This window comes from Butyricicoccus sp. AM05-1, assembly GCF_003474415.1.
GTDB lineage: Bacteria > Bacillota > Clostridia > Oscillospirales > Butyricicoccaceae > Agathobaculum > Agathobaculum butyriciproducens.
In genome coordinates, this window is the sequence record NZ_QUDG01000013.1 from 1 (window position 1) to 23,396 (window position 23,396).

34 protein-coding genes and 3 pseudogenes are annotated in these 23,396 nt (G+C 51.8%); 15 read left to right on the forward strand and 22 right to left on the reverse strand.

Features of this window, described 5'->3' with window-relative positions:
• Positions 1 to 495: 495 nt before the first annotated feature.
• From DW088_RS13695 to DW088_RS13715, 5 genes are all read right to left on the reverse strand, one after another.
• On the reverse strand, positions 496 to 768 hold the full coding sequence (locus DW088_RS13695) for a hypothetical protein (RefSeq protein WP_118361385.1): 273 nt from the start codon (positions 766 to 768) through the stop codon (positions 496 to 498).
• Positions 769 to 876: 108 nt separating this feature from the next.
• Positions 877 to 1,800, reverse strand: a complete 924-nt coding sequence (trxB, locus tag DW088_RS13700) for a thioredoxin-disulfide reductase (protein WP_118361387.1) — start codon at positions 1,798 to 1,800, stop codon at positions 877 to 879.
• Positions 1,801 to 1,810: 10 nt separating this feature from the next.
• Complete coding sequence (gene trxA / locus DW088_RS13705; RefSeq protein ID WP_118361389.1) at positions 1,811 to 2,131, reverse strand: thioredoxin; 321 nt, start codon at positions 2,129 to 2,131, stop codon at positions 1,811 to 1,813.
• Positions 2,132 to 2,142: 11 nt separating this feature from the next.
• Positions 2,143 to 2,559, reverse strand: a complete 417-nt coding sequence (locus DW088_RS13710; protein ID WP_118361391.1) for an RrF2 family transcriptional regulator — start codon at positions 2,557 to 2,559, stop codon at positions 2,143 to 2,145.
• 2 nt (positions 2,560 to 2,561) lie between these two features.
• Entirely contained in the window at positions 2,562 to 2,981 is a 420-nt protein-coding gene (locus DW088_RS13715; RefSeq protein WP_118361393.1) for a rhodanese-like domain-containing protein, read from the reverse strand.
• 177 nt (positions 2,982 to 3,158) lie between these two features.
• On the opposite strand from DW088_RS13715, the gene DW088_RS13720 reads away from it, so the two are divergent.
• Positions 3,159 to 3,428, forward strand: coding sequence for an ATP-binding cassette domain-containing protein (locus DW088_RS13720; protein WP_243029948.1), 270 nt, complete (start codon positions 3,159 to 3,161; stop codon positions 3,426 to 3,428).
• A gap of 122 nt (positions 3,429 to 3,550) precedes the next feature.
• Here DW088_RS13720 and DW088_RS16790 read toward each other — a convergent pair whose 3' ends face one another.
• The 3 genes and pseudogenes from DW088_RS16790 to DW088_RS13730 all read right to left on the reverse strand — a co-directional run.
• Positions 3,551 to 3,679 carry a hypothetical protein gene (locus DW088_RS16790; RefSeq protein WP_442861188.1) on the reverse strand — a complete coding sequence of 43 codons (129 nt, stop codon included), beginning with the start codon at positions 3,677 to 3,679 and terminating at the stop codon, positions 3,551 to 3,553.
• 70 nt (positions 3,680 to 3,749) lie between these two features.
• Positions 3,750 to 4,205, reverse strand: a complete 456-nt coding sequence (locus tag DW088_RS13725; RefSeq protein ID WP_442861189.1) for a hypothetical protein — start codon at positions 4,203 to 4,205, stop codon at positions 3,750 to 3,752.
• Positions 4,202 to 4,600 (reverse strand): annotated as a pseudogene (locus DW088_RS13730) (response regulator transcription factor); the annotation flags it as partial. The gene DW088_RS13725 and the pseudogene DW088_RS13730, both read right to left, overlap by 4 nt.
• Positions 4,601 to 4,782: 182 nt before the next feature.
• On the opposite strand from DW088_RS13730, the gene DW088_RS16095 reads away from it, so the two are divergent.
• The 7 genes from DW088_RS16095 (at position 4,783) to DW088_RS16585 (ending at position 9,271) form a co-directional block, all read left to right on the forward strand.
• Positions 4,783 to 4,929, forward strand: coding sequence for a CD1871A family CXXC motif-containing protein (locus DW088_RS16095; RefSeq protein WP_199720444.1), 147 nt, complete (start codon positions 4,783 to 4,785; stop codon positions 4,927 to 4,929).
• A gap of 25 nt (positions 4,930 to 4,954) precedes the next feature.
• Positions 4,955 to 5,830, forward strand: coding sequence for a 4Fe-4S binding protein (locus DW088_RS13735; protein ID WP_199720446.1), 876 nt, complete (start codon positions 4,955 to 4,957; stop codon positions 5,828 to 5,830).
• Positions 5,827 to 6,786, forward strand: a complete 960-nt coding sequence (locus tag DW088_RS13740; RefSeq protein ID WP_118361397.1) for a TlpA disulfide reductase family protein — start codon at positions 5,827 to 5,829, stop codon at positions 6,784 to 6,786. Before DW088_RS13735 ends, DW088_RS13740 begins: the two co-directional genes overlap by 4 nt.
• A 250-nt stretch (positions 6,787 to 7,036) precedes the next feature.
• Positions 7,037 to 8,002 (forward strand): peptide-methionine (R)-S-oxide reductase MsrB, encoded by a 966-nt coding sequence (gene msrB / locus DW088_RS13745; protein WP_442861192.1) that lies wholly within the window; start codon positions 7,037 to 7,039, stop codon positions 8,000 to 8,002.
• Positions 8,003 to 8,315: 313 nt separating this feature from the next.
• Positions 8,316 to 8,612 (forward strand): hypothetical protein, encoded by a 297-nt coding sequence (locus DW088_RS13750; RefSeq protein WP_147356579.1) that lies wholly within the window; start codon positions 8,316 to 8,318, stop codon positions 8,610 to 8,612.
• Positions 8,548 to 8,967 carry a transposase gene (locus tag DW088_RS16580; protein ID WP_118361478.1) on the forward strand — a complete coding sequence of 140 codons (420 nt, stop codon included), beginning with the start codon at positions 8,548 to 8,550 and terminating at the stop codon, positions 8,965 to 8,967. Before DW088_RS13750 ends, DW088_RS16580 begins: the two co-directional genes overlap by 65 nt.
• Positions 8,867 to 9,271 (forward strand): transposase, encoded by a 405-nt coding sequence (locus tag DW088_RS16585; RefSeq protein WP_118361403.1) that lies wholly within the window; start codon positions 8,867 to 8,869, stop codon positions 9,269 to 9,271. Before DW088_RS16580 ends, DW088_RS16585 begins: the two co-directional genes overlap by 101 nt.
• 518 nt (positions 9,272 to 9,789) lie before the next feature.
• Here the strand turns inward: DW088_RS16585 and DW088_RS13765 are convergent.
• From DW088_RS13765 to DW088_RS13790, 6 genes are all read right to left on the reverse strand, one after another.
• Entirely contained in the window at positions 9,790 to 10,419 is a 630-nt protein-coding gene (locus tag DW088_RS13765; protein ID WP_118361405.1) for a hypothetical protein, read from the reverse strand.
• Positions 10,416 to 11,267 (reverse strand): metal ABC transporter permease, encoded by an 852-nt coding sequence (locus DW088_RS13770; RefSeq protein WP_188885844.1) that lies wholly within the window; start codon positions 11,265 to 11,267, stop codon positions 10,416 to 10,418. Before DW088_RS13770 ends, DW088_RS13765 begins: the two co-directional genes overlap by 4 nt.
• Complete coding sequence (locus tag DW088_RS13775; protein ID WP_118361407.1) at positions 11,264 to 11,977, reverse strand: metal ABC transporter ATP-binding protein; 714 nt, start codon at positions 11,975 to 11,977, stop codon at positions 11,264 to 11,266. The genes DW088_RS13770 and DW088_RS13775 overlap by 4 nt, the downstream gene beginning before the upstream one ends.
• A 12-nt stretch (positions 11,978 to 11,989) precedes the next feature.
• Positions 11,990 to 13,528: a metal ABC transporter solute-binding protein, Zn/Mn family gene (locus tag DW088_RS13780; RefSeq protein ID WP_118361409.1), complete on the reverse strand. Its 1,539-nt coding sequence runs from the start codon at positions 13,526 to 13,528 to the stop codon at positions 11,990 to 11,992.
• 126 nt (positions 13,529 to 13,654) lie between these two features.
• Positions 13,655 to 13,951: a hypothetical protein gene (locus DW088_RS13785; RefSeq protein ID WP_118361411.1), complete on the reverse strand. Its 297-nt coding sequence runs from the start codon at positions 13,949 to 13,951 to the stop codon at positions 13,655 to 13,657.
• Between the two features lie 22 nt (positions 13,952 to 13,973).
• Positions 13,974 to 14,369: a Fur family transcriptional regulator gene (locus DW088_RS13790; protein WP_118361413.1), complete on the reverse strand. Its 396-nt coding sequence runs from the start codon at positions 14,367 to 14,369 to the stop codon at positions 13,974 to 13,976.
• A gap of 397 nt (positions 14,370 to 14,766) precedes the next feature.
• On the opposite strand from DW088_RS13790, the gene DW088_RS13795 reads away from it, so the two are divergent.
• The 3 genes from DW088_RS13795 to DW088_RS13805 are packed head-to-tail and all read left to right on the forward strand — an operon-like array spanning position 14,767 to position 15,877.
• Positions 14,767 to 15,069 (forward strand): chalcone synthase, encoded by a 303-nt coding sequence (locus DW088_RS13795; protein WP_118361415.1) that lies wholly within the window; start codon positions 14,767 to 14,769, stop codon positions 15,067 to 15,069.
• Between the two features lie 3 nt (positions 15,070 to 15,072).
• Positions 15,073 to 15,507, forward strand: coding sequence for an MmcQ/YjbR family DNA-binding protein (locus DW088_RS13800; protein WP_118361417.1), 435 nt, complete (start codon positions 15,073 to 15,075; stop codon positions 15,505 to 15,507).
• The gene (locus DW088_RS13805) at positions 15,476 to 15,877 is read left to right on the forward strand and encodes a hypothetical protein (protein WP_243029950.1); all 402 of its coding nucleotides are present in this window, start codon (positions 15,476 to 15,478) and stop codon (positions 15,875 to 15,877) included. The genes DW088_RS13800 and DW088_RS13805 overlap by 32 nt, the downstream gene beginning before the upstream one ends.
• Positions 15,878 to 15,976: 99 nt before the next feature.
• Here DW088_RS13805 and DW088_RS13810 read toward each other — a convergent pair whose 3' ends face one another.
• From DW088_RS13810 to DW088_RS13840, 7 genes and pseudogenes are all read right to left on the reverse strand, one after another.
• Positions 15,977 to 16,165 carry a hypothetical protein gene (locus DW088_RS13810; protein WP_243029952.1) on the reverse strand — a complete coding sequence of 63 codons (189 nt, stop codon included), beginning with the start codon at positions 16,163 to 16,165 and terminating at the stop codon, positions 15,977 to 15,979.
• A gap of 125 nt (positions 16,166 to 16,290) precedes the next feature.
• Complete coding sequence (locus DW088_RS13815; protein ID WP_118361419.1) at positions 16,291 to 17,280, reverse strand: helix-turn-helix domain-containing protein; 990 nt, start codon at positions 17,278 to 17,280, stop codon at positions 16,291 to 16,293.
• The gene (locus DW088_RS13820) at positions 17,277 to 17,663 is read right to left on the reverse strand and encodes an ArsR/SmtB family transcription factor (RefSeq protein WP_118361420.1); all 387 of its coding nucleotides are present in this window, start codon (positions 17,661 to 17,663) and stop codon (positions 17,277 to 17,279) included. The genes DW088_RS13815 and DW088_RS13820 overlap by 4 nt, the downstream gene beginning before the upstream one ends.
• A gap of 50 nt (positions 17,664 to 17,713) precedes the next feature.
• Positions 17,714 to 18,075: pseudogene (locus DW088_RS13825) on the reverse strand (CGGC domain-containing protein).
• Positions 18,076 to 18,305: 230 nt separating this feature from the next.
• Complete coding sequence (locus tag DW088_RS16435; RefSeq protein WP_243029954.1) at positions 18,306 to 18,416, reverse strand: heavy-metal-associated domain-containing protein; 111 nt, start codon at positions 18,414 to 18,416, stop codon at positions 18,306 to 18,308.
• A 208-nt stretch (positions 18,417 to 18,624) separates the two neighbouring features.
• Positions 18,625 to 18,846, reverse strand: a pseudogene (locus DW088_RS16795) (cation transporter); the annotation flags it as partial.
• A 214-nt stretch (positions 18,847 to 19,060) separates the two neighbouring features.
• Complete coding sequence (locus DW088_RS13840) at positions 19,061 to 19,504, reverse strand: Rrf2 family transcriptional regulator (RefSeq protein ID WP_117484730.1); 444 nt, start codon at positions 19,502 to 19,504, stop codon at positions 19,061 to 19,063.
• Between the two features lie 120 nt (positions 19,505 to 19,624).
• On the opposite strand from DW088_RS13840, the gene DW088_RS13845 reads away from it, so the two are divergent.
• The 4 genes from DW088_RS13845 to DW088_RS13860 all read left to right on the forward strand — a co-directional run bounded on the left by DW088_RS13845 (position 19,625) and on the right by DW088_RS13860 (position 22,933).
• Positions 19,625 to 20,605 (forward strand): NAD-dependent protein deacetylase, encoded by a 981-nt coding sequence (locus DW088_RS13845; protein WP_199720445.1) that lies wholly within the window; start codon positions 19,625 to 19,627, stop codon positions 20,603 to 20,605.
• The gene (locus tag DW088_RS13850; RefSeq protein WP_118361424.1) at positions 20,602 to 21,483 is read left to right on the forward strand and encodes an NAD-dependent protein deacetylase, SIR2 family; all 882 of its coding nucleotides are present in this window, start codon (positions 20,602 to 20,604) and stop codon (positions 21,481 to 21,483) included. Before DW088_RS13845 ends, DW088_RS13850 begins: the two co-directional genes overlap by 4 nt.
• Before the next feature lie 67 nt (positions 21,484 to 21,550).
• Positions 21,551 to 22,336: an NAD-dependent protein deacetylase, SIR2 family gene (locus DW088_RS13855; RefSeq protein ID WP_442861190.1), complete on the forward strand. Its 786-nt coding sequence runs from the start codon at positions 21,551 to 21,553 to the stop codon at positions 22,334 to 22,336.
• A 21-nt stretch (positions 22,337 to 22,357) separates the two neighbouring features.
• Positions 22,358 to 22,933 carry a DNA-3-methyladenine glycosylase I gene (locus DW088_RS13860; protein ID WP_442861191.1) on the forward strand — a complete coding sequence of 192 codons (576 nt, stop codon included), beginning with the start codon at positions 22,358 to 22,360 and terminating at the stop codon, positions 22,931 to 22,933.
• Between the two features lie 85 nt (positions 22,934 to 23,018).
• Here the strand turns inward: DW088_RS13860 and DW088_RS13865 are convergent, their stop codons facing one another.
• Positions 23,019 to 23,372, reverse strand: a complete 354-nt coding sequence (locus DW088_RS13865) for a winged helix-turn-helix transcriptional regulator (protein ID WP_118361428.1) — start codon at positions 23,370 to 23,372, stop codon at positions 23,019 to 23,021.
• Positions 23,373 to 23,396: the final 24 nt, after the last annotated feature.

Consider the following 23,396-nt stretch of genomic DNA (forward strand, 5'->3'; position numbering starts at 1 on the left):
CTCCGCGCACGGCTAAGGACTGCGCGTTGCTGCCAATATAAGAACTCCTCGACCGGAGTCGAGGAGTTCTTATATTATCCTCCGCTGAAGCGGTGGATAAAACCAGATAAAGCACATCAACGCTGCAAAGTGACTTCAAATCATAGAATGTTAATTTGCGTTGCTTGCCGCAACGGCCCTGTTTCTGCTAAACTATGCATGAAGTCTTTAGAAGAATCATGCCGGAACGCTTATTTCTCTCTTTTTTGGAATCTGCTTAACTATTTCAGTATATTTTTATTACAAATCTTGCTGAATAAGGCGTAAAGCTATGAAAAAGGAGTGCCCATTGGGGCACTCCTTTGCTCTGTTGGAACAGTGCGAAGCTGTCATTTTAAGTCTGCTTCTTTATCATAAAGCATTGGCATTCAGTTTTTCAAATTCCACATAGGCTACGGCAAAGGCACAGACCTGCCGTGTGCAGCCGGGGATGGTATCCTTGAGATAGTAATGTGGTTATTTCTCTCGAAAGAGCGAAACAGAGTTTAATAGAATGGATATCCCTACACACACCCACAGAGCCTTGCTCATGGTTGGCATAATATCCATCAAGCCTCCCCAATCTTCATTTAGCACACGCATCGCTCCGTCTGAATAAAACGAACATACGGTCAAGGCAGTGAACGATAGGGCTGCGAATCTAAACCATTTTTCATTCTTGTTTTTAAAAGAGTAAATCAGATTGAAGCCCGTAAAAATCATTGCAGAAATTCCGAAAAACAGCCACATAATATATGATCTCCTTAATCTAACATGCCCTGCGCTCTTTTGGGACAAGGCTCGCAATCGTATCACTTACGGACAGGAACTGCCGTTGAGAGGATCGTTTGCAGCCCTTTACCGATTCTCCGCCAGATATTCCTCCGCATAGTGGACGGCTACCGCGCCGTCCGATACGGCGGTGACCACCTGCCGCAGCGCCTTGGTACGCACGTCGCCCACGGCAAACACGCCGGGAAGATTCGTGCGGGTGGATTCGTCTGCCACGATATAGCCGGACTTGTCCAGCACCAGCTCGCTTCGGAACAGCTCCGTGGCCGGGGCGCGTCCCACGCTGATGAACACGCCGTCACAGGCAAGGTCACGTTCTGCGCCGGTGTTGACGTCTTTTAGCCGAAGCCCCGTCAGGCGGCTTTCGTGCAGCAGCGCGGAAACGGTGCTGTTCCAGCGGAATTCCACGTTGGGCGCGTTCATCAGCGGCTCATGATAGACCTTCGTCGCCCGCAGGCTGTCGCGGCGGTGGATGAGATAGACCTCCTTGGCGATGCGGGACAGTGCCATAGCATCTGCCGCGGCGGAGTTGCCGCCGCCCACCACCGCCACGGTTTTGCCCCGATAGGGCGCGCCGTCACAGGCGGCACAGTAGTGAACGCCTTTGCCCACCAGCGCCTCCTCGCCGGGAACGCCCAGGGGACGGGGCGACGCGCCGGTGGCGATGACCACCGTTCGACCCTGAAAGACGCCCTCGCTGGTTTCCAGCGTCTTGATCTCCCCGGAAAGGCTTGCTTTGTACACCTCTGCCAGCTCCGTCACCGCGCCGAAGCGCTCCGCGCTTTGCTGCATTTTTTCGCCCAGCGTAAAGCCGTTGATGCCGTCCTCAAAGCCGGGATAGTTGTCGATCTGCTCCGTCAGCGCCATCTGCCCGCCGGCGGAGAGCTTTTCCAGCACCAGCGTGGAAAGTCCGGCACGGGCGGCATACAGGGCGGCGGTGTAACCGGCGGGGCCGCCGCCGATGACGATCATATCATAGATCTGCTTCATAATCGTGTCCTCACTGCGCCAGCGTTTCCTTGATAAACGCTTCAATGGCCGCCTTGGAGGCGGGGGCGACAACAGAGCCGAGCACCTTGCCGTCCTTAAAGAGCAGCAGCGTGGGGATGGTGTCGATGCCGAAGCGCTCGATGAGCTGCGGCTCCTCGTCGTAGTTGATCTTGCCGGAGATAAGCGTGTCGGCATACTGCTCGCCCACCTTGTCAAAGGCCGGGGCAATGCGGCGGCAGTAGGGGCACCACTGCGCCCAGAAATCCACCAGCACGGGCTTGTCCGCGCGGAGAACATCGTTTTCAAAGCTGTTGGTCGTAATGGTAAGCATCGTATATCCTCCTATTTCTGTGTAAAAAGCTGTGTTTCAATATCTGTGATCGTAATGTGCGAGAGATAGGCGGCGCACTGTTCACTCATCTGCCGATAGAGCGCGTCCATGACGCCCGCCATGCCGGAGCAGATGGCGCAGTCCCGGTCAATGTCCCCGCTGTGCCACGCACAGTCCACAAAGCGGGTATTTACCGCCTCCGCCACCTGCCGCAGAGTCAGGCTCGCAGGATCGGCCGTCAGGCGGTAGCCGCCATCCAAGCCCTCCCGGGTCTCCACCATTCCTGCCTTTTTCAGCCCCGCCAGCACCCGGCGGACGCGGGTGGGGTTGGTGCAGATGTTCTCCGCCAGCGCTTCGCTGCTGAGAGAGCGTCCGCTGTGGCTCAGGCAGACCAGCGCGTGGACTGCCAGATTAAAGGAGCTGTTCACAATTATCCCTCCTTCACAAGCTCGTAGGGCCAGTCGATGACGCCGCCGAAGTCGTAGACACTCTGATACCCAAGCGCCATCAGCTTTTGGGCGGCATCCTTGCTGCGGCGGCCGCTGCGGCAGTAGATCAGCAGCGTGGCTTCCTTGTCGGGCAGCGCCTCGGGCATTTCGCTCCCGATGCTCTCGTTGGGGACAAGGACGGCGTTTTCAATATGTCCGCCGTCGTATTCCTCCCGGGTGCGAACATCCACCACCACGACCTCCTGCGAGGCCATCATCTCATAGGCTTCCTCGGCGCTGATTTTATGATACGCCGCCTTCTCTGCCACGTCCTCCGTATCCTTTTTTGTTTTGGACAGCGTGCAGCCAGCCAGCAGTGCCAGCGAGGCGGTAAGTGCCGCAAAAAGCAATATCTGACGCATAGATTCACCTCCGAAATAACTGTGTCTGTTTTGGTAACAGTTTATACTGTAACTATATCAGACACAGTTTGAGCTGTCAAGAGTTACTCGCAAAAAAATGACAAAACATATCCTGATAGACGGGAAAAAGCAAGATCGGCAGTCCGGTGCAGGGAAATCTATTACTGCGGCAACGACATGTCAACGCAGTTTTTTACGGCAAGCGTGGCGGAGGAGCTGCTGCTGAATACCGGATTGACGGAAGAAAACAAGAGCCATGCAAGGAACCAGCTCAAAGAGTTTTGGCTTTACGAGTACAGGGATGCGCACCCGTCCACCCTGTCCGGCGGACAGGAGCAGCGCCTTGCCATCGCCTGCGCCATCTTTTCCGGCCGCAGGATACTGATCCTTGATGAGCCACCAGCGGCCTCGACGGGCAGAATATGCGCCTCATCACGGAAAGGCTGAAAAGCGAAGCGCGGCATGACAGAACTATTCTCGTGCTCACCCACGACAGGGAGCTGATCGAGAGCTGCTGCGATAACGTTGCGGAGGTTGAAAAACGATCGCCATGAATCAGCCGAGGACTGTTATGTGATATCCGCGCCGGAGGGATTGCTTTCTGTCTCTGCCGGCAGCTCCACCGCGATGGTCGTGCCCTTGTCCGAGCTTTCCTCCACCCAAACGGAGCCGCCGTGGAGATCGGCGATCTCCCACACCAGAGAAAGCCCCAGTCCCGCGCCACCTGCCGCAGATTGCTCATCTTCAGCAGCGTCCTGGTCATCTGCGTCAGCCGCTCCGTCTGCTCGCGCAAAAGCGTGAGAAACTCCGCAGTCTCCGGTCGCACATCAGGATGCTCCGCGGAGAAAAGCCCAACTGCACCTGCTCCACCTGCGAGGTAAAGCTGCGCAGGGGCTTGAGAGCGCGTCCGCTGACGAAATAGGCGAGGATGCCGCTGAGCATCGTTACCGCCGCCGTGATGTACCAGTTGGTGGTGCGGAAGCGCCCCTGCACCCCATCGACAATGATCGTCAGATCCTCGTTGGGCGCTATGAGCTGCGGGTCAAAGCTCGCCGCTCCGCCATCATTCAGGATCACCGTGCTGCCGCCTTGTAAGCTGTCCGCAATGGTGTCCATATAGTACACACCGGAGGAGCACAGCAGTAAATTCATGGCCACGCAGGTGATGCCGATGAGCAGGACGGTCATCAGCGTGATGCGCCACTGCAAGGAAAGCCGCTTCATTCCTCCTCGCCTCCCATCAGATAGCCCTCGCCGATGCGGTTGCGGATGGAGTCATAGCCCGGCACGGCGCGGAGCTTTTTGCGCAGGGCGGAGATGTGGACGCGAATGGAATTGCTGAAGCTGTCCACGCTATTGTCCCAAACGTGATCCATCAGCTCCTCCTGACATACTGGCCTTCCTTGATGCACCATCAGGTATTCCAGGATTCCCGTTTCCTTCCGGGTGAGCGTCAGCGTCTGCCCATTGACGGCGGCGGTACGGGAGCGGGTGTCAAAGGTCAGGCCTCCGCAGCTTAGCAGCACATCCTGCTGGGTGAACTGCCGCAATGTCAGGCTGCGGATGCGGGCCTCCAGCTCCGCCAAGTGGAAGAGCTTTGCCAGATAGTCGTTCGCCCCGGGCGCGTTCATCTTCAATTACTAAAAGGTGCATGAGAGCCCTCCTTTATATTTCTTCGTTTTTTGTGTTGCTTTCATGATAGCAAAAACAGATAAGAGTTGCCTTAAGTTTTCGTTCTTAACAGAGACTTTAACTCTCCCGCGCTATAATGGGGGTAGAAAATCGGAAAGGATGATGAAAAATGAGCTGCGGGAAAAAGGCCGCGGCGCAGATTGCGCTGCTGATAACCGGAATTACCATGCTGTGCTTCGGTGTCTGGCGGGGCGAGGCGGCGACAGTGCTGAGCAAAGCAATCCAATTATGTCTGGAGTGTGTGGGCATTGGGTAAAAAGTTTTCAGGCGTTTCACAGACCATGTCCCGCTTCCGGGGCTGGATTCAGGCGGGTGCGACGCTGCTGACCAACCTGCATCTGCCGAATTTCCTCAAGGGCAGACTGTATCAGGGGGCAGGGAAGACCGTCTGCGTGCCGGGGCTGAACTGCTACTCCTGTCCGGCGGCCTCCGGGGCCTGCCCCATTGGGGCGTTTCAGGCGGTGGTGGGATCGTCCAAGTTCAGCTTCTCCTACTATATCACAGGCTTTCTCATCCTGCTGGGCGTGCTGCTGGGGCGCTTTATCTGCGGCTTTCTATGCCCCTTCGGCTGGTTTCAGGAGCTGCTGCATAAAATCCCGACAAAGAAGCTCTCCACAAAGAGGCTGAAGCCGCTGACATACCTGAAATACGCTGTCCTGCTGGTGATGGTCATTCTCCTGCCGGCGTTTCTTGTGAACGATGTTGGCATGGGAGACCCGTTCTTCTGCAAATACCTCTGCCCCCAAGGCGTGCTGGAGGGAGCCATCCCGCTGTCCCTTGCCAATTCCGGCATCCGGGCGGCGCTGGGCAAGCTGTTTACATGGAAATTCAGCATCCTGCTGTCGGTGATTGCGCTGAGTGTACTGTTCTACCGACCGTTCTGCAAGTGGCTCTGCCCGCTGGGCGCGTTCTACGCGCTGTTCAACCGGGTGTCCCTCTTCCAGATGAAGGTGGATAAGAATAAGTGCGTCTCCTGCGGGAAATGCGCCAGAGCCTGCAAGATGGATGTGGATGTGACGAAAACGCCCAACCATACCGAGTGCATCCGCTGCGGAATGTGCATCCGCGCCTGCCCGACGAACGCCGTGAGCTTCCGCTACGGCTTCGGCAACGGGAAAGAAACAACAAAGAAAATAACGATGGAGGAATCAAAATGAACAGAAAGAGAATTTTTACACTGGCTTTTGCCGTGCTGATGTTGCTGGCCTTGGCGGCCTGCGGTACGAAGAACAATGACAAGATGGGCGACATGAGCGGCAACGGCTCTGCCATGACTGGCGAAGCGAAAAACGCCGAGGAAGCGCTCGCCATGCACAAGGAACTCATGGCACAGGAGAACGCGCTCCTGTCGGAAAAAACCGAGCTCTGGGAGAAGGTGTTCATGGCGGCCGATAAGGGCATGACCATGCAGGAGGACGGCAAAAACTACGGCGACTTCCTGCTCAAGACCATCGAGGACGCCAAGGAAGAGTTCAGCGATGAGGAGTATGAGTGGCTGAAGGAGTCAGCCACGGAGATCAGCAATATTGAAAGCAAGTTGACCGAGTTGGAAGAGAAGTATCCCGATATCATGCAGAAATCCATGGACGGCGATATGAGCGTGCCCGCGGGCAGCGACACGAGCGACCCTCCCGACGACGGCAGTATGCAGAAATTCCCCGTCTTTGATGGCAAGGATCTGGATGGCAACACGGTGAAGAGCGACGAGCTGTTCTCCGCCAACGCCGTCACCGTGGTGAATTTCTGGTTCACCACCTGCAACCCCTGCGTAGGCGAGCTTTCCGAGCTGGACGCGCTGAACAAGGAACTGGCGGAGAAGGGCGGCGCGCTCATCGGCGTCAACACCTTCACGCTGGACGGCGACGAGAAGGCCATTGCCGAGGCGAAGGATGTGCTTGCCAAGAAGGGCGCCACCTATCAGAATGTGTATTTTGACTCCGACGGTGAGGCGGGAAAGTTTACCACCAACATCTTTGCCTATCCCACCACCTATGTGGTCGACCGCAGCGGCAATATCGTGGGTGAACCCATCGTAGGCGCCATCACGGAAAAGAAGCAGTCGGAGACGCTGCAAAAACTCATCGACCAGGCTCTTGCCGCCGATATGGGCTGACCTGAGATTTAAAAAAGTGCCTGCTGCGCGCCATTGCATTGCCCTCGGCGGGCAAGGGGCGGAGTGAGCCCGGATTCCCCTGAAAGGAGGAAACGTGATGTATCGAAGTGTATTAGCCCTGTTTTTCGCCGCAGTGCTGCTGCTAGGCGGCTGCGCCGCCGGGAAGCAGACTGTGCCGAAGGAAAAGAGCGGACAGGAAACAAACATGGACGGAGCGGCTTTTGACCGGTCCGATGAGGAGATCACCTATATGGATACCACAGACAATGTCATCTATCTGGCGGGCGGCTGCTTCTGGGGCATGGAACAGCTGATGCAGTCCATCCCCGGCGTCATCGACGCCGAGAGCGGCTACGCCAACGGCACCTGCGAGGCGGATGCCGATTACAAGACCGTCTGCAAGGGAGAGACCGGCTTTCGGGAGACCGTGCGGGTGGAATACGACCCCGAGCAGGTGAGCCTCGACGCGCTGCTGATGGCGTACTTCTATGTCATCGACCCCACGGTACAAAACCGGCAGGGCAACGACCGGGGCAGCCAGTACCAGACCGGTGTCTACTTCACCAACGAAAGCGCGAGAGAAACGGTGAAGCGCATCGCGGAGATCGAGCGCGGCCGCAGCGAGAAATTCTTTGTGGAGATCGGCCCGCTCAAGAACTACTATCCCGCCGAGGAATACCACCAGAACTACCTCGAAAAGAATCCGGACGGCTACTGCCATATCCCGCGCGCGGAGATGGAGCTTTTTTCCCAGCTGCGCATCGACCCGGGCGACTATCAGAAGCCCGCGGCGGAGTCCATCCGGGACAAGCTGACGGCGGAGCAGTACCGTGTTACGCAGGAGAGCGGCACGGAGCGTGCCTTCACGGGCGAGTTCTGGGACAAGTTTGAAAAGGGCATCTATGTGGATGTTGTCACCGGCGAGCCGCTCTGTTCCTCCACGGATAAGTACGAAAGCGGCTGCGGCTGGCCTGCCTTTACAAAGCCCATCGAGGGCCCTGCCGTGGTGGAAAAAGAGGACCTGAGCCACGGCATGCGCCGTACAGAGGTCAGAAGCCGCGCCGGAGATTCTCACCTTGGTCATGTGTTCACCGGCGATCCGGAGTCGCCCAACGGCGTGCGCTACTGCATCAACAGCGCGGCTCTGCGCTTCGTCCCCTATGAAAAAATGGAGGCCGAGGGCTACGGATATCTGCTGCATCTGTTTGAAAAATAGGATGCAAGCGGTTGGCAATTCTTATGCAAAGTACCATCAGCACATCACAGCATATCGGACTGCCGCCGGGCAGTCCGATATGCTGTGAATGGATTTTCCGGCACTCTCAATGTTGATCTTATGCCATCTGGAAACAAAACCTTCAACCTGATTGGCCTAAAAATGCCGAGCGATAAGGATATACAGCCTGTCGAAAAAGGTCACCTACGGGTGGCCTTTTTCTGGTAAAATGGTTCAAAAAAATGGTATAATAAGTACGAGTGATAAACGTGCTAACGAATGGGTATTAAAGGCAGCTGCGGACGCGGGATATTTGGACACAGAAGCCATATTTGTAGACGGTACGCACATAAAGGCAAGTGCAAATCTGAACAAGCAGGCCCGCAAAGCTGCACCCAAAGAAGCAAAGCGCTATGCACACGAATTGTTTGATGAGATAAACAAGGACAGAGAAGCGCACGGAAAGAAGCCCTTCGACGAAAACAACAACGGGAATGATTCTGGCAGTGGAGATAACTCCGGTGAATCGGAAATGGTAGAAAAGACTGTTTCGACTACAGACCCGGAATGCGGCGTATTCGGGCGAACACAAGAAAGTCTTTGCCTATGAAGCGTATACCGCTTGTGACAAGCACAACTTTATTTTAGGTGTACATGTTACGCCAGGAAATATTCACGACAGCGTAGCATTTGATTTTCTGTATGATGATATCTGCCAGCACTACCCCGAACACAAAATCGTTGCAGCCGACAGCGCCTACAAAACCCCTTGGATCTGCAAAAGAATCTTTGAAAGTGGCAGAGTTCTGACTTCATTCTACCACAAACCGCGATGGCTACCGCGAATACAAAAGCCGTTCTTATCTGTGTGCAGACTGCCCAACAAAAGCGATGTGTACACAAAATGCCAAGTGCGAAAAAAACGTTACAAGGCATATCTGGCAGCACTTTGTGGAGATGGCTGAGGATGTACGACACACACCTTCGTACAGGGATATCTACAAGCTAAGACAACAAAAAATTGAGCGTGTGTTTGCCGATGCAAAAGAAAAGCACGGTATGCGCTATACGCAGTACAGAGGCTTGGCTCAGGTTACCAACTGGGTGAAGCTTAAATTTGCTGCCATGAATTTGAAAAAACTGGCCGCTTGGAAATGGAAACGCAAAAATCCTTCTCATAGGAAGAGGTGGAGAAGGATTTTGGCGGCCGATTATTTTTCTTGGCTGCTATTTTTCCCTTTTCAAACGAAAAAGCCTGCCTTGGCGTGATTGCTAAGACAGACTTTTTCTACAGGCTGAGCGGCACTCAGCTGGGTGCCGCCTGTTTTTGTACATCTAAGGGTCGAAAATCACCAATTTTCGTCTCTGTAAAGCAAGGACAGTGAAAAAGGTGAAATAGTTATCGCTTTTGTGCAGTTCCTTTGTGAAACAGTGAATTGCTGCGGGGTGAACACCATTCGCTGGGGCGTGTGTATATTTGCGGTCGTGCAAAAAATCCCACAAAACCGCAAAGTCGATAGGTGGGTATTTCGATGCAGAGTATGTTCGACACTGTGGAAACTGAAAATCAGCTTGTATTCGCAGAAAAGTTGCATTTTAGGGCGATAACCGCCGGGTGATTGTAAAGCGCTATTCAATACCACCCGGCTCGCTCGATGCAGGAAGCCACGCATCGGATATATTCTGTGCTGACGGGCATAATATAGCAAAACAGACAGCTTTCGTCAACCGTTGCGCAGAAATGCGGCTTCGGTGGAAAGCTGCTATTTTTTGCAAGATACGATTTCTTACTTGGTTATCTCTGCATCGACCAGATGGCAGTCCATATATCCGTTTTCTTCGTAGGTCTGGAATGTGCCAACGACCGTGATTTCTGTTCCCAGTTCGGGATAGTCGGCAGGATAGCTATGCTCGCCCGCGAGGACGAATTCCAGCCCCTGCGAGCAGCAGGCAGTCGCGTCCATGATGATGCAGACCGTGTACACCGCGCCGGTGTTCGGATTCCCATAGGCCGCAAACTGCCCATTCATTTGGATGCGCTTTCCGACATACCGATCCGGCTCGTACATCATGTTATAGATCTCGGAGTAGACCATCGTGCTGCTGAGCGTAGTCAGATCGACATCCGGTTCGCCGGAGGCCTGTGCCGGTTCATAGTCCGGAAGCGCTTCGGCGGGCTGCGTCTGCTCCGGTTCCGGAACGGATTTTTTCGGTGCAGTTTTATCCGAAGCAGGCTGCTGCTCCGGAATTGCAGTCGGCGGAGCGGTTGTTTCGCCTATGGCATTCGCCATCTGCTCCTGAACGACCTGCTGGGTCGCGCTGCCCTGCTTCGATTTGGACTGGATCTTCTGATCGCCGCAGGCGCAGAGGGAAACCAGATAAAGCGCGACGGCGAGAATAAACAAAGCCTGTTTCATGTGCGGATACCTCCCAATCGGGATATTCCTGAGAAAATCAGAAATGCAAAAATATCCACAGCCACAATGGTCGAGCCGACCGGCGTTCCAGCTAGGATGGAGATCAGAATGCCCAGTGCGGCGCAGCAGACGGAAAGGACGGCCGCACAGATCGTCACCGCACGGAAGTTTTTGTAGACCCGCATGGCAGACAGCGCCGGGAAAATAACAAGGGCGGATATGAGCAGTGAGCCGACAAGGTTCATTGCCAACACGATCACAACGGCGACCGTTATGGCAATCAGTAAGTTATACAAATCGGCCTTTGTCCCCACAGCCTTTGCAAAGTTTTCATCAAAGGTCACAGCGAAAATTTTGTTGTAGCAAAGAACAAATACCGCCACGACCGCCACCGACAGCACCGCGCACAGCCAGACCTCGCTTTTCGTCAGCATCAGAATAGAGGTCGAGCCGAATAGCGTACTGCACACATCGCCGGACAAGTTAGAGGATGTGGAGAACAAATTCATCAGCAGATAGCCGATAGCAAGTGCCCCCACCGAGATCATGGCGATGGCGGCGTCGCCCTTGATCTTCGTGTTCTGCCCGGTACGCAGAAGCAGCACGGCGCTGATGATTGTAATGACCATGACCAGCGGCATTTCGTTGGTGATTTGTAGCACAGCGGCAACCGCCATGGCTCCGAACGCCACATGAGAAAGTCCGTCACCGATGAAGGAAAACCGTTTCAGCACCAGCGTTACGCCCAGCAGAGAGGAACAGAGCGCAATCAGCACGCCGACCACCAGCGCATAGCGGACAAAGGGGTACGCCCAATAGAGGGTCAGTTTTTCCAAGATTGCAGTCATTGTTCATCACCGCCTTTCTCTGCGGCAAATAGCCGCCCTTGCGGGCTTTGGAGATACTCTGCCTTTGTTCCGAAGAAAACGGTGTTGCCAATATGCAGAATATGGCTGGCGTATTTGACTGCGGCGGCAATATCGTGAGAAATCATAATAATGGTGATACCGTCCCGATGGTGCAGTTCGTCGATCAGACGATACATTTCCGCTGTCACTTTGGGATCAAGCCCGGAAACAGGCTCGTCCAAGAGCAGCATTTTTTGTGTGGCGCACAGCGCACGGGCAAGCAATACCCGCTGTTGCTGCCCGCCGGACAACTCTCGATAACACCGCTTTGAGAGCTTATCAATCTGCATTTTCCGAATGTTTTCTTCGGCAAGCTGTTTTTCTTCTTTGTTATAAAAGGGGCGGCTGCCGCAGCGCCCCTGACACCCGGAGAGAACGATCTCTCTCACGGATGCAGGGAAATCCTTTTGTACGACGGTCTGCTGCGGCAGGTAGCCGATCTCATTTTTCCTCAGCCCGTCGCCTGTCAAAATTCTGCCGCTGATGGGCGGCTGCAAGCCAAGGATCGTTTTCATAAGTGTACTCTTACCAGAGCCGTTTTCTCCTACGATGCAGAGGTAGTCGCCTGCAAAGACCTCAAAGCTGAGATCTTGCAGAACGGACTTCCCATCATAGCCGACGCGGAGATTTTGACAAGTGAGCTGAGCCATAGACCTACCTCCTTAACCCAATGCTTCTTTCAGCACGGACAGGTTCTTCTCCATCACGGAGAGGTAGGTCGTACCGTTTGCCACATCTTTAGAAGTGGTGGACTGCATGGAATCCATGGTCAGCACCTTTTGATTTTTCTCAGCGGTGTTCTGGACAATGGTTTCGGAAATTTTATGCTGTGCGCCCTCAATGGTCAGAACGCAGGGCAGTTTCGATTCATCCACCTTCTTAGCAAGGAACGAAACGGTCTCAAAGCTGGCTTCCGTTTCGGCGGAGCAGCCCACAAAAGCGGCATAGTAGCTCAGACCGTAATCGTCCACCAGATAGCGGAACGGGAAACGGTCGCCGAACAGAACGGTCTTATAGGTCGCAGCGTCCACGGCAGCCTGATATTCGCCGTCCAGCGCAGAGAGCTTTTCGATATAGGCAGCGGCGTTGGTAGCGTAGGTGTCCTTATTGTCGGGGTCCAGCTCCTGTAAAGACTTGGAAATGGCATTTACAAGAACCTCCGCGTTTTTCAGAGAAAGCCAAACGTGCTCGTCCTTTTCTTCCTCATGCTCGTGGTCTTCGTCCTCGTCGTGGTCATGCCCTTCCATGTGTTCGCAGATCTCTTCGCCGGTCATATCAGCCGGGAAGAAGGTAGGCCAGGAGTTTTCGGGATCGACGATCGCGTCGAAGCTCTCGTTGCTCATCCGGATGTGGAAGTGTTCGGCGGCGGCCGGTTCGATCATGTGGTCATTGAACTCAATGTAGACCGGCGCGCCGGAATCCTTGTCCTCCGCCTCAAAGCGATACATGGCCGCCTTCGTGCCGGCAGACCAGTTCTGAATGTAATAGCCGACATACTTGTAGTTAGAGCCGACCTTCTTGCTATCTTCGTAGGTGAACTCGATGTGGTCACCCTCAATATCAATGTTGGTAATGTCCGTTTTGTAGCCGTTCTGATAGTAGGTCTTGTATTCTTCGGCGGTCATTTCGCCTTTCTCGGCCATCGCTGCAAACGCATCATCCAGCGTTCCGTCCAGCACAAAGGGATAGGCAGACTGCCAGTCGCCCGCCCAATCAGACAGGCTTCTGTCCTGAACCTCGTCATCTTCAAAGGTGGAGACTTCCTTGCTGTGGTCATGGTCGTGATCGTGCTCTGTTTCCTGCATACCCTCGACCACTTCTTCGGTCTTGACGCTGTCGCCAAGGACATCCAGCAGGTTGATGACCTTCATGTTCTTGTTGGTGGCATTTTTCAGAGCATCGTCCACCCAGCCGTCGGACTCGCCGCCCACATAGATGAACAGATCGCAGTTGGAGATTTTGACAATGTCATCGGCAGTGGGCTGATAGCTGTGCAGGTCAACGCCGTTATCAAGCAGCATCGTGACTTCGGCGTTATCGGCTTTGTCACCTAAAATCTCACGCACCCAGTCATATTCGGGGAAAATGGTAGTGACAATGCTCAGTTTGTCGGTTTTGTTGGTATCGTTCTGCTTTCCGCAGCCGGCAAGAGCGCCGACGAGCATCAAAAGCGCAAGCAGCAGCGCAGTTATTTTTTTCATAGGGTTTGTTACCTCCAAATTATGATAAGAACTTAAAAATGGGCGCAAAAATACAAGGGTAACAGCAACGCCGCAAAAGTCTATCCGAAAAAAGATAGACTACACCCTTGTAAAAAGTTCTTATTTTTAATTTGAAAGTTTGACCTTGAGAGAAACCAGCGTAAAGGTGCGGGCAACCTCTGTACAGGAGGGAATGATCTGGCACAGAATATATAGAATCGCCGCTACAGTAGCTGCGGCGGAGCCAGCAAGCCCAATGCTTTTGAGCAGGTTTTCGCAGACGTTGATCTGATGGCAGATGGCGCAGTCCACGCCAGTACAGTCATGGTCGGATTCCACTGCGATAAAGGCAAGAGAGGACAGCATAACAAAGGCCAGCACTACGGCCAGCAAGCCCGTCATAAAACGAAATTTCTTTGTCATGGTCTGTCCTCCTTTCCAATCGTTATTTTCCCTTGCAGTCCGAACAAGTTCCATAGAGGATCGTGTAAGTCGTGTCCAACATAAACTGTTCGCTCTGCGCCAAAAGCTTTGCGAGCAAAGCTGCGTTACCATCTGCCATGTGAAAGGTCTTGCCGCATTTGATACAGCTCATGTGCAGCGCACCTTTGCAGCTTTCGGCATCAAGGTATTGATAGTAGACCTCGCGCGTGCCGCTCTTGCTGCTCCGACGCACTTTTTCCTCTGTCTCTAACTGTGCAAGGTTTCGATATACGGCGCTCAGGCTGATTTTTTTATCTGCCAAAGCGTCCGCAATTTGCCGTGCGGACAACAGCTCGTCCGGGTGCTGGCTCAAATAGGCAAGCAGAACCTTTCGCTGCCGCGTGCTGTAGCTATGCAAGTCACCGCACCTCCAATTTGCAGTTCATTCGCAAATATTATAATCCAAGAAAGCAAGAAAGTCAATATGCGAGTTGTTCGCAAATTGCAAGTTTTCAATGAACGCAGCTACCGCGAAAATCAAAACTACTTTTACTGTTGCCCAATATGTTTGACTGCATATTTTAGGACTACAATTTCTGGATGTTGGAGTTGTCACTTGTCCAGATGCAGGAGACGCTCGGCAAGGCAGCATCTACTGGATTACATGCTTGATGTATGCCATGATGATAGAATGCTGAATCTGTTCAAGAAGGTTTGCAGACGATATTATAGTCTTTATCCGGAAATGATGGCCTATAAGGAATGGTATGAGGATTGAACGATTCTATCTTAAATCAAAGGAGGATGGTTGCCAAGTGTATAGAAAATGGACAAAGAATGATATAGAAGCATCCAAAGCACGCTTCCATAGGATTTATGTACAATCGCCGATTGAGTATCGCTTTCTCTGTGGTCACGATATTCAGAGCGACGATGATGAGGATGCATTGGATTACTACATGATGGGGGTATGGCTGGTTCAGCATAGGAAATATTCTGATTGGTCGAAAGAGAAATCGTTTGATTTGGCGAAAATTCTTGAATTTATGCGAGTGTGCAGGATAAGAATTCCACGATATATCAAGCGTACAAGATTCTATCGTAAAAAATTAACTTGAAAGATGACACGACAAGAATTATTCACATGGATACACCAGCAGTACGGCACGGAGCCGGAATACCCCTGGCATGACTGGAATGCTGTGCTGCGGCGCAACGACAATGATAAATGGTATGGTGTGGTTCTGGAAGTATCTGCCGATAAGTTGGGATTGCCGGAAGCAGGTATCGTTGATGTCCTTAATGTGAAAAGCGATCCGCTGTTGATCGGCTCTCTTCGCGGACAGGACGGCTATTTTCCGGCCTATCACATGAACAAGGAAAAGTGGCTCAGTATTCAGCTTGGCAAACCGGAACTGGATGATGCCATCAAAGATTTGCTTTCTTTGAGCCATGAGCTGACAGCACCGAAAAAGCGCAACTCCAACTCAAAGTCATCAGCAAATAATCCGGGAGATTCCGCAAATGGCAAAGAAAAAGAAACTGACGAAGGCTGAGCGAAAGGAAGCACGCCTCCGGAAAGGCAAGCAGTGGCTGCTCACCTATACCTGCTCACCGAAAAAGATGAACAAGCATTACCGGGAACGCTTTCATGTGGATGCTGTGACGGCAGCTAAAGATTTGCAGGAGCTGGGGGTCAATTATACACAGGAGCAGCTCGACCAGATTAAACAGGCTGAAGAACAGCGGCTCCGGCAGCGGAGAATGGAGCGGGAAGCGAAAGAACGGGAACGGCTGGCAGAACTGTATGAGGACTGCGATGATTGCTTTGCCTTTATTGCAGGCTATACAGATGGCGGCGCACCATTCGGTGTGATGTGGGAAGAAGTCGGCATTGATCCGGGACTGCCGTTCGAGGAAAAGTGAAGTTCTATCACATGCAGATGTTAGGCTGATAATTATGCAAGCGCCGCCTGCACAATTTGCAACAAAAAGAGGAGCCGGTCAAGGCTCCTCGAAGATACGTTATTTCAAAAAGTTGCTCTTATGTTCCAGTGCGTGCAGATTATAACCAAGGATGGCCAGGTGCGCCACCTTCAGCGCAACCAGGTTGATGTCGGTGGACATCGCACTGGCAATCTGTTCGGCGGTGTATCCATATTCATAGGTGTAGCGAAGGACTTCATCGCTGTCCATCAGGATCTCTGCTGTCACGAAAGCCCTGCTTGCTATCAACCGTTTCCTATTCTACTAATACTATAATTTCAAAGCATGAAAATGGCCGAATTGATAATAAAAGAGTGGTTGCTATGAACAACCACTCTTAATCAAAATCATTTTTAATGTTGCATTTTTCGATACTCTGTCGGTAACACCTGTACTACATCCTTGAATGCTTTCGAGAATTTTCCCTGAGTTTTGTATCCCACTTGGTTGGCAATATCAGCGATGGAGGCATCTGTTTCCCGCAATAATTTCATAGCCTGATGCACCCGAAATTCCTTCATATAGGTGGCGATAGGCTGGCCGTAGACTGCCTTGAATATTTCCTTTAGAGTAGAGGTATTTATCAAATATTGTTTGGAAAGTTCAGCAATCGTAAATCGCTGATCCAAGTGCTCTGTCAACTGTTGATGAATTTCTTTTATCAATTCGGTTTGCTGGGAGAAGTATTGAGTCAGTTCTTTATGCTCCGATTTCATGTTGCTCAAATAAATCAAAATTTCCAGCACCTTCAATTTCAAGAGGGAAATTCGAACGGACACAGGAGCAGAAAAGAGTGGGGCAAAAATATGCTCTAAATCGGAACAGGACGGGATTGCGGATGGCTTCCCGGAGCAAAATCGATCCCGTAACTGGTCTGCCTCTACACCGGCATTCTTTAAAACTTCCGGGCAAATGGAAGAAAGCTGTTTCAGATCCACGGAAATGGAAATCCCCTCTGAATATCCTAGGGGAAACATCATGGCGGAATCCGCGCAGCAGGCCATACTGTGCGCAGTCACATCACCTGCACCTAAATAGACGGCAGTACCGCCTTGCATATTCCAACCCACGCGACCACTGCGGCAATAGTAAATTTCCAAAACAGAATCCGAAGCATCGTGCCGAAACTTGACCTCTGAAGCAAGAAAAACATTGAAGGATACCTCTATTCCAGGAAAAGTTTCATATGCCTCCACACATCCTTTTCCAGCGGTAACCGCTCGAAACTGTTCTCCAAAGAGTGTGCTATCTGTTCCACCAGCCCGACAATGCTTCAAGGCGAGGGTGCCGTTTGGAATCTTTTGGAGTTTTTGAGCGATAACTTTGGATTTTTCTTTTTTCATGGCGTTCCTTTCTGTGTTTCTACTTGCGATGGACAGGCGATTTTTACAAGCCACTCAATCATGTGGTGGAAATTTTGGGCCGGTTCGGTATCGGCAGCTCTATAATAGACCTCTTTTCCGTCCCGGCGGCTAACGATCAGACCTGCTGATTTCAACTGCTTGAGATGGTGAGAAACTGCAGGACTGCTCATATCTACCATGGCCGAAAGATTGATAACACATTCCTCACAGTGGCAAAGTAACCCAAAAATGCGAATACGGCTGCCATCCCCCAGCTGCTTGAAAATATCGGCTACGGTTTGAAAGTTTTCTACGCTGGGTATATGTTCCAGTTCCTGCTCGATAGTTTGTTCGTGGTCGTGGGGTAAGTGGTTCTGAACCATTTAGCACTCCTCCTTGAAGTCTATTTTACCATAGGCCGGAGGGAAAAACTTTACTTCTGAGATGTTTCTGGTTCAGGTCCAGCGTCATGGGTGTAATCCAAGATACGGACACCATCGCCTACCTCTTTCTGCACCAGCTTCCGCATACGTTTGGCAAAAGGACAGGGGTAACCAATGGGAGTCCCTTTGCTGATACAGGAAGCAAAGGCAATGGTGTCTGCACACTGTTCTACCAGAGAACGGGCTCTTAGCACCGCTTTTTTCCGGGGCAGCCACCGCAGTTGATGAAGCCCACTAACTGAATATCGTCCTCTCCCATAAAAGCGCCTTTTCTCTCTCGGATTGTCCGAAAATCCCGGCTTCCGGGACAGCAATCCTCTGTATGCATACAACGAATAATGCCAAGTTTCATATTGGTTTCCTCCTTAATTTATTTAGGGCCGGCCATTCAGATTTGGCCGGCCCACTGTCTATTATTATGTAACCAGCTGTCCTCTGGCAATCTTAATGGAACGGGTTATGTGAGCCTTATCAGCTTTCATGGGGGATAATCTCCGTGACTTCGTAGCCCGCCTCGGTAACTGCCGCTTTCAGGGTTTCGTCAGTAACGGACTCCGGAACCTCAACAGTGGCCTTTTTGTCCTACAGACTTACCTGGATATGGGACGCACCAGGGATACCCTTCAGGGCATGGGTGACATGCTTGACGCAGTTCTGGCACATCATTCCTTCGCTCATCAGTTCTTTTTTCATAGTAGTTCCTCCATTCGATTGCTTCATTGTTGTTTGCTTTACGGAAATCTTCTGTACGGGAGATTCCGTAGTGACAGAAGCGGCAAAAACAGGGTCAGGGCGTAGACTATGGAGTTTTCCGTCCACAGAAAGACACTCGGCAGCGGCCAGCCCAACATATGTCCCATTGAGATATAGAACAAAGGGATAGTGAATACAAAGGACCAGATTACTCGACGGCGCATCGCCTCATATTCCTTTTTGCCGTGTCCACCGAGGAGACAGCCTGTACAGCCGAGTTTCCCTTGACCTGCTGTAGGGATGCGCCATAGCCTGCCTTTTCTACAGCGGCGATAATCTGCCCACTGTTTACATTTTTATCGTCGTAAGTCACCACCATACTGTTTTTTAACAGATTGACATTGCATTCTTGCACGCCGGTCAGGCTGGATACGCTTTTTGTACCCTAGCTTGGCAGGCCGCACAAGTCATGCCTGTGACATTGTACTTTTCCTGCATATTTGAAACCTCCTTTTCTGGAAAGCAGAATACCCATACGGGGCATAGGTCTCTCTGGTTCTCAGTATAGAATCGCAAGGAGGTCTTGTATTTCCCGTTCAGAAGAATTTTTGTCCCAAATGGAAGAGCTTCTGAAAATCGATCCGTTATAAACGCTGCAAGGGCATCCCTTCCAACTTCATGTGATATTGTTCCAGCACATCTTTCAGCGTGATTTCTTGCATTCTTTGTTCCGCTGTTTTTTGAATGTCCAAGTAAAAATCCCGCAGCACCAGTTGGATATTTACACCCACGCCACAGGCAGGATTGGTGTGGATGTCCTGATGGAGCAGAGGCTTGTTGCCCTCTACTGCTCGATAGGCATCCAGCAGAGTGATTTTCTCCGGCTCACGAGCCAGGGCAGGCCGAGGATGTCCCTTCACGCTGACCAGCAGCCCTCCTTTCCGCAAGGCGGACATGAGCTGGCGTACATAGGCAGGATTGGTTTGAACGCTTTCTGCCAGTTTGTTGCTGGTCAGGTCGCAGTCTGGGTACAGAGCGATAAAGGCTAAAATATGAACGGCATCGCTAAGCCGGGTGGGGTATTTCATGGCAAATCTCCTTTTTGATGTTATTTTTATTATAACAACATATTGACAGCGGCGCAAGCAAATGCTAATATGAGTTGTAGTAATAATAAAAATAACACCCGCTCGAAAGGAATGATGACAATGAACTTCTATGATGATTTGGTCATGCAGGCACAGATGAATTATTCCAAGTACTATCATATCTATGCTTCCGGCAGTACGCCTTATCAGCTGACTGACAAAAAGCCGCTGTCGTATAGCGAACAGATCAATCGGTTGGTACAGGAGGTAAAGGAAGCTGACTGTGTGGTAGTGGGCGGGGCCTCCGGTCTGTCCGCTGCCGGTGGCGGAGATTTTTACTACGAGGACAACGACTCCTACCGGAAATACTTCCGGCCTTTTGCGGAGAAGTACCACTTCAAAGGTGCTTTTGCAGGGATGATGCACCCCTGGAAGACAAGGGAAGAGTATTGGGGGTATCTCGCCACATTCCTTCACACCACCCAGACCGCACCTGTGCGTCATTCCTATTTGGATTTAGACGCTTTGTTGAAAGGCAAGGACTTCTTCATCCTCACCACCAATCAGGATACCCAGTTTGTCAAACTCTACCCGGAGGAGAAGGTGGCGGAGATCCAGGGAGATCACCGGTTCTTCCAGTGTGCCGCCTGCTGTACCGATGACACCTGGGATGCGGTAAAGCCGGTGGCTGATATGGTAGCCGCTATGGGGGATGGCACGAAGATTCTCACGGATCTTATTCCCCAATGCCCCCACTGCGGCGGTGAGGCATTCCCCTGGGTGCGAGGATATGGGAATTTCCTGCAAGGAAAGAAATATGAAGAACAGTACGAAAAAATTTCTCGCTACGTACTGGAACACAAAGACAGCAAAATTCTGTTCCTGGAGTTGGGCGTTGGTCGAATGACTCCCATGTTTATCCAAGAACCTTTCTGGAACATGACCCTCAGCTTTCCCCATGCTCGATATATTGCTGTCAACGACAAATATGACTTCCTGCCCAAGCAGTTGGAGGATAAGGGCATGACCATTGTGGCCGACATTGCTCAAGTGCTGCGGGATGCACGGAACACCATGGAAAGCGGAGATAACGATCAATGAGGGTTGGAAACCAAGCGGCGCTTCAGGAACTTGCCGAGCGTATTGCTCAAGCAGATGCCGTTGTGATCGGAGGCGGCTCCGGCCTGTCAAGCGCAGCTGGATACGACCACTACCATTGGTCCCCGGCATTTTCGGAGGCATTGGCTCCCTTTCGTGAACAGTATGGCTTTACCTCTCCGCTGGCTGGATTCTACCATTGCTTTTCCAGCTATGGAGAGCAGTGGGGATATTACAGTCAATATATCCGCTTCATGTGGGAAGCCCCTACGGGGCAGCCCTATCTGGATCTGCAAACGCTTGTTGCAGATAAACCGGTCTTTGTGCTGACCACTAATGTCGATCAGCAGTTTTTTCGGGTATTTCCCCAGGAACAAATTTGCGCCTTTCAGGGAGACTTTAGCTACTGCCAATGCAGCCAGCCCTGCCGGGATGATATTTGGAAAAACCGCGAACTGGTAAAGGAACTGACCGGTCGCTTGGTGGGGGTGCGCCTGCCGGAGGAAGCTGTTCCTCGCTGCCCGGATTGCGGGCGGGTGCTGGTGCCTTGGGTACGAGATGATACCTTTCTGGAGGGAACCTTCTGGCAGGATAGCCTGCACCGCTACCATAGATTCCTGCGACGCTGGATAATGGATCAGTCCGACAAAAAAGTCCTGCTGTTGGAACTTGGCGTGGGTGAGATGACGCCCAGTATCATCAAACTACCCTTCTGGGAACTTACTGCCAAAAACGAAAACGTCTTTTATGCATGTCTTAATCGAGAGGCATCTCATAGGCCAGAGCATCTGCGGGGACGCAGCCTGTATCTGCAAGGAGATTTGGTGGAAACTCTAGCTGCCCTCCGGCAGGAGCGCTCCATCGCAGCAAACATAAAATAGAAAGGGGCGAACGAATATGATTGATTGGAACCCTATTGCGAAAAAATTCAGAGAAGCGGACGCTATCTTGATCGGGGCCAGTAACGGACTGTCCATCACCGAAGGACTGCATTTGTTTGCGGATAATGCGGCCTTTGAAAGACTGTTTGGGGATTTTAAACGGAAATACGGCCTTGGGTGTATTTTGCAGGGCATGATGGCTGGATGGCCCAGCGAGGAGGAAAAATGGGCCTTCTGGGCCCGACTCATCCATCATTACTGCGGGCAGTACCAGCCTACGCCGGTGATGAACGATTTGAAGGCCATTGTGGGAGAGAAAGATTACTTTGTCGTCACATCAAACGGAGAAGGTCACTTTGAACTGTGTGACTTCGATCCGTCGAAAATCTATGAGATTGAGGGCAACTGGTTTACTATGCAGTGTGCCCGCCCCTGCCACGACACCATCTATCCTAGTCTGGAGGTGGCAGAAAAATTATCGGCTGCCGAACAAAGCGGCCATGTGCCTACAGAATTGGTGCCGCGCTGTCCCAAGTGCGGCGGTCCCATGGACATCCACATGGGTGCGGGTCAGAGAATGATTCCGGATACCGCTGCCCAGGCACGGTTCCAAAACTTTCTGAAAACCTACCACGGGAAGAAACTGGTGGTTTTGGAGCTGGGCATTGGCTGGCGCAATCAGCTGATCAAGGCCCCGATGATGCGCTTGGTGGCCAGCGAGCCAAACGCCACTTATGTGACCCTCAATCTTGGTGAGATCTACATTACGGACAATATCAAAGAAAAGTCCTTCGGTCTGGACGGGCGGCTGGACGAGCTGCTGCCTGCTCTCCGGGAGGCGTGCGAGGCATAACGATTTCGGAGCAAGTTCAAAATGACGATACGAATGCAGTGGACAGATGGAAAGATTCGATGCCATTGGGTGAGCTCGACTAATACCACTTATCTGCGATACCATGACGAGGAATGGGGCAGACCGGTCCACGATGACCAGTTGCTGTTTGAAATGTTGATTTTGGAGAATTTTCAGGCAGGCCTCACCTGGGAATGTGTCTTAAATAAACGAGAAGCATTTCGCCGTGCTTTTGACGGGTTTGATTTACGGAAGGTGGCATCTTATAGCGAAGAAAAATTGACGGCTCTGCAAGCTGACTCTGGAATCATCCGTAACCGGCTGAAAATACGAGCTGCAGTGGTCAACGCACAAGTGTTTCAAAAGATACAGCAAGAGTGGGGCAGTTTTGACCGATACTTATGGCATTGGACAGATGAAAAAATCATCCAAGAAGTAGACAAGGTCAGCTCACCATTATCGGATGCTATCTCAAAAGACTTGAAAAAGCGAGGCATGAAGTTTGTGGGGACCGTAATCATCTATGCCTATTTGCAGGCGGTGGGAGTTATCAACTCTCATGAATCAGGTTGCTTCCTGAATCCTTTGCAGCAGTAGAAAATGCAGAAAATAAAACGCCGGGAAGTTGACTCAAGTTGTCAATGTCTCCCGGCTATTATCTTGCAGATTAATATAGTTAGAATCATGGTATATATTTCATTCCCCATTGGGAAATGGCGTAAAAGACCGGCAACAGATCCCGTCCTTTCTCGGTGAGGGAGTATTCCACCCGTAGGGGCATTTCATTATATTGGATGCGCTGGATCAATTCATCCGCTTCCAGTTCCTTCAGGGCGTTGGTCAGGGCTGTATTGGTAATGGGTTTGAGAACTTTTTTCAGTTCCCCAAACCGCATGGGGCACTTGATGCACAGCTCATATAGAATTTGGAGCTTCCATTTGCCCTGCAGCATTTGAACCACCGGCGTGACCGGGCAGTTTCCCTCGTCGGTTAGAATGACACTGCCAACCTTTTCTTTGAATTCTTCATAAGTCATAATTGGATCGTTCCTCGTCTTTTG

Bases quoted from the DNA above. Each gene is read 5' to 3' on its own strand.
- DW088_RS13805 (WP_243029950.1), top strand. From the start codon at position 15,476: ATGGCAAAGAAAAAGAAACTGACGAAGGCTGAGCGAAAGGAAGCACGC.
- DW088_RS13850 (WP_118361424.1), top strand. From the start codon at position 20,602: ATGAGGGTTGGAAACCAAGCGGCGCTTCAGGAACTTGCCGAGCGTATT.
- DW088_RS13865 (WP_118361428.1), bottom strand. From the start codon at position 23,372: ATGACTTATGAAGAATTCAAAGAAAAGGTTGGCAGTGTCATTCTAACC.
- DW088_RS13840 (WP_117484730.1), bottom strand. From the start codon at position 19,504: ATGAAATACCCCACCCGGCTTAGCGATGCCGTTCATATTTTAGCCTTT.
- DW088_RS13695 (WP_118361385.1), bottom strand. From the start codon at position 768: ATGTGGCTGTTTTTCGGAATTTCTGCAATGATTTTTACGGGCTTCAAT.
- DW088_RS16435 (WP_243029954.1), bottom strand. From the start codon at position 18,416: ATGAAAAAAGAACTGATGAGCGAAGGAATGATGTGCCAGAACTGCGTC.
- DW088_RS13720 (WP_243029948.1), top strand. From the start codon at position 3,159: ATGTCAACGCAGTTTTTTACGGCAAGCGTGGCGGAGGAGCTGCTGCTG.
- DW088_RS13715 (WP_118361393.1), bottom strand. From the start codon at position 2,981: ATGCGTCAGATATTGCTTTTTGCGGCACTTACCGCCTCGCTGGCACTG.
- DW088_RS13815 (WP_118361419.1), bottom strand. From the start codon at position 17,280: ATGAAAAAAGAAAAATCCAAAGTTATCGCTCAAAAACTCCAAAAGATT.
- trxA (WP_118361389.1), bottom strand. From the start codon at position 2,131: ATGCTTACCATTACGACCAACAGCTTTGAAAACGATGTTCTCCGCGCG.
- DW088_RS13735 (WP_199720446.1), top strand. From the start codon at position 4,955: ATGTCCCGCTTCCGGGGCTGGATTCAGGCGGGTGCGACGCTGCTGACC.
- trxB (WP_118361387.1), bottom strand. From the start codon at position 1,800: ATGAAGCAGATCTATGATATGATCGTCATCGGCGGCGGCCCCGCCGGT.
- DW088_RS13740 (WP_118361397.1), top strand. From the start codon at position 5,827: ATGAACAGAAAGAGAATTTTTACACTGGCTTTTGCCGTGCTGATGTTG.
- DW088_RS13845 (WP_199720445.1), top strand. From the start codon at position 19,625: ATGAACTTCTATGATGATTTGGTCATGCAGGCACAGATGAATTATTCC.
- DW088_RS13820 (WP_118361420.1), bottom strand. From the start codon at position 17,663: ATGGTTCAGAACCACTTACCCCACGACCACGAACAAACTATCGAGCAG.
- DW088_RS13780 (WP_118361409.1), bottom strand. From the start codon at position 13,528: ATGAAAAAAATAACTGCGCTGCTGCTTGCGCTTTTGATGCTCGTCGGC.
- DW088_RS13785 (WP_118361411.1), bottom strand. From the start codon at position 13,951: ATGACAAAGAAATTTCGTTTTATGACGGGCTTGCTGGCCGTAGTGCTG.
- msrB (WP_442861192.1), top strand. From the start codon at position 7,037: ATGGATACCACAGACAATGTCATCTATCTGGCGGGCGGCTGCTTCTGG.
- DW088_RS13770 (WP_188885844.1), bottom strand. From the start codon at position 11,267: ATGACTGCAATCTTGGAAAAACTGACCCTCTATTGGGCGTACCCCTTT.
- DW088_RS13800 (WP_118361417.1), top strand. From the start codon at position 15,073: ATGACACGACAAGAATTATTCACATGGATACACCAGCAGTACGGCACG.
- DW088_RS13775 (WP_118361407.1), bottom strand. From the start codon at position 11,977: ATGGCTCAGCTCACTTGTCAAAATCTCCGCGTCGGCTATGATGGGAAG.
- DW088_RS13860 (WP_442861191.1), top strand. From the start codon at position 22,358: ATGACGATACGAATGCAGTGGACAGATGGAAAGATTCGATGCCATTGG.
- DW088_RS13725 (WP_442861189.1), bottom strand. From the start codon at position 4,205: ATGAAGCGGCTTTCCTTGCAGTGGCGCATCACGCTGATGACCGTCCTG.
- DW088_RS13765 (WP_118361405.1), bottom strand. From the start codon at position 10,419: ATGAAACAGGCTTTGTTTATTCTCGCCGTCGCGCTTTATCTGGTTTCC.
- DW088_RS16095 (WP_199720444.1), top strand. From the start codon at position 4,783: ATGAGCTGCGGGAAAAAGGCCGCGGCGCAGATTGCGCTGCTGATAACC.